We start from the raw sequence: 1,990 nt of genomic DNA, 5'->3' as shown, positions 1-1,990 counted from the left end.
GGGGATCGACCCCGATGATCGCGTGCTCTGAGTGCTGTTCCATGTGCTGCTCCCGCCTGTGCTCGATCCGATATGGACGGCGAGGTGGGCATTGCTACTACGAGCAGGGCAGTCCCTTCTTGAGCCACGCCTCGTCACGGTGACCGGCGGGCCGCAGACCGATAGTGAGCCACACCAGAACAGCCGGTGGGCAGCCGCATGGAGAGCTGCCCGCCGATCACCTAGACCGAGTCTGGCAGACGTCAGTCCTAACGGAATCGTCTAGTAGCCGCGTGTGGCGCGGGTCCTCAGCCCGCGCTACCAGATTTCAGTTCCCTCGTGTGTGCTATCGCTTCACCCAAGGTCCGAAGGTTCGGCGATCCGCAGCCCAGTCCACGGTGTCCGCGCTCTCGTCCTTGAACTGCACGGCGACCCGGACGCGTCCTGGGTTTGTCAGGCAACGTCGCGGGATTCGGATCGACACCGGCTTGGAGGTAAGGATATCGGCGCGAAGCCGCATTCCCGGGCACTGAACGAACCGAGACCGACGATCCCCGAAGTAACGCACGCGTCGTAGCACCTCGTCGAAGCCCGTGTTGGGTCGGAAGTCGACGTAGTAGTCCGGGCGTCGACCGTGGCCGGCGTCGATCCAGAAGGCGTAGAGCTGTCCGGCTGTCAGCGGCACAGCCGACCGGACGCGCACGATCACCGAGTCACGATGGATGACCCGGACGCGCGAGATGTCCACGAAGGTCGAGTCTCCGACGGGGTTGTCGAACACCTTGGTGTCCGCCGTGGCTGGCGCAGCGGCCGCTGCCGGGAGCAGGCCACTGTCAACGTAGCCAGTTGGCGAATCGACCATCTCGTTGCGCGCATCCCCATTCCCCGTTCCGGACGACAACCTGTTGGCTTCATGGTCGGGTGTTTCGACGGAAGCATCAAGGTGCGCGCTCATCGCAGATCCGGTCGCTCGGGTGCGCCGACAGGCGGCGGAGCGACGCGCTTGGGACACCCGCTCTGGCGCTACTCCTGAACGGCGCTCCAACCGCTGTCGCGCCGCCAGACCCAGCCCAGTCGCGTGCGTGCACTGCCCATATCGCGTGGATTGCCAACGGCACGGGCTCACGCGTGGGTATGGCCGAAGTCTCCCGACCTGGCGGCACCAGCTGGGCGGTGGCCACGTCGTAGCCACCGCGTCGATATCGCCGCAACGATTCCGGACGCGGCGGGAGTGGCGGCTACGGTTTGCCCGCTACGTCGCATCCGGGTATAGGCGAACAGTGGTGCGGTGCGTGTGTCGACAGTGTGACCGTGGCGCTGTCGCGGCACGCCTACCGTGCCTGCTCATCGTGCCGCCGCGGCGCGCACGGGTGCCTGTGTCACGGACGGCTGCACCTCGACGATGCCGCGCCGGTACTGGACCCACGCGAGGATCAGCACGAAGCCCAGGGCGAGCATCGCCGTGGCGACCAGCCCGCTCTCGAACCCGTTGGGCCATCCTGTCCACAGCCTCGCTTCGGCGTTCCCTTCCTCCACGAGTAGGAACGTCCCCAGCGCTGCCGGGTCCGGGCTGCGCCCGAAGCCGAACCCCTGGGTGAAGTCCCAGGCCAGGTGCAGGCCGAGCGGAAGAGCCAGCTCGCCGGTCAGCACGTATGCGACACCGAACAGGATCCCGACGAAACCAATGTTGACGACGCTCAGCACCGTGGCGTTCGCGCTGGTGGCATGAAGCCACCCGAAGAACGCCCCGGGAATGAGCACCGCGACCACCGTCCCCCACCTCGCGCCGAGGACTCCGCCGGAGAGACCCTCGGCGACGTTCTTGACCAGGTAGCCGCGGAAGACCATCTCCTCCCAGCCGGCGATGCCCACGACGATGAGCACGTCGACGAGCATCGCCGCGACGAACGGCAGCCCCTGGGGGTTGACGAACGTCTCGCTGAACCTAAGCCAGCCGGTCCCAAGCAGGAGGACATAGGCGCCGCCCACCAGCACCAGGCCCAGGAGGAGC

Annotated in this window: 2 protein-coding genes; both read right to left on the bottom strand. The window is 66.8% G+C overall.

What is annotated here, in order from left to right; translation table 11 throughout:
* Nucleotides 1–325: 325 nt before the first annotated feature.
* Nucleotides 326–934, bottom strand: a complete 609-nt coding sequence (locus tag RMO85_RS07335; RefSeq protein WP_310528050.1) for a hypothetical protein — start codon at nt 932–934, stop codon at nt 326–328.
* A gap of 389 nt (nt 935–1,323) precedes the next feature.
* Nucleotides 1,324–1,990, bottom strand: a 667-nt coding sequence (locus tag RMO85_RS07330; protein ID WP_310528049.1) for a CPBP family intramembrane glutamic endopeptidase, incomplete at its 5' end; no start/stop codon positions are given.

Source organism: Nocardioides sp. (genome assembly GCF_031422975.1).
In the GTDB taxonomy this organism is placed as follows: Bacteria; Actinomycetota; Actinomycetes; order Propionibacteriales; family Nocardioidaceae; genus Nocardioides.
This window is presented reverse-complemented; position numbering and strand designations above follow the sequence as displayed.

Bases quoted from the DNA above. Each gene is read 5' to 3' on its own strand.
- RMO85_RS07335 (WP_310528050.1), bottom strand. From the start codon at position 934: ATGAGCGCGCACCTTGATGCTTCCGTCGAAACACCCGACCATGAAGCC.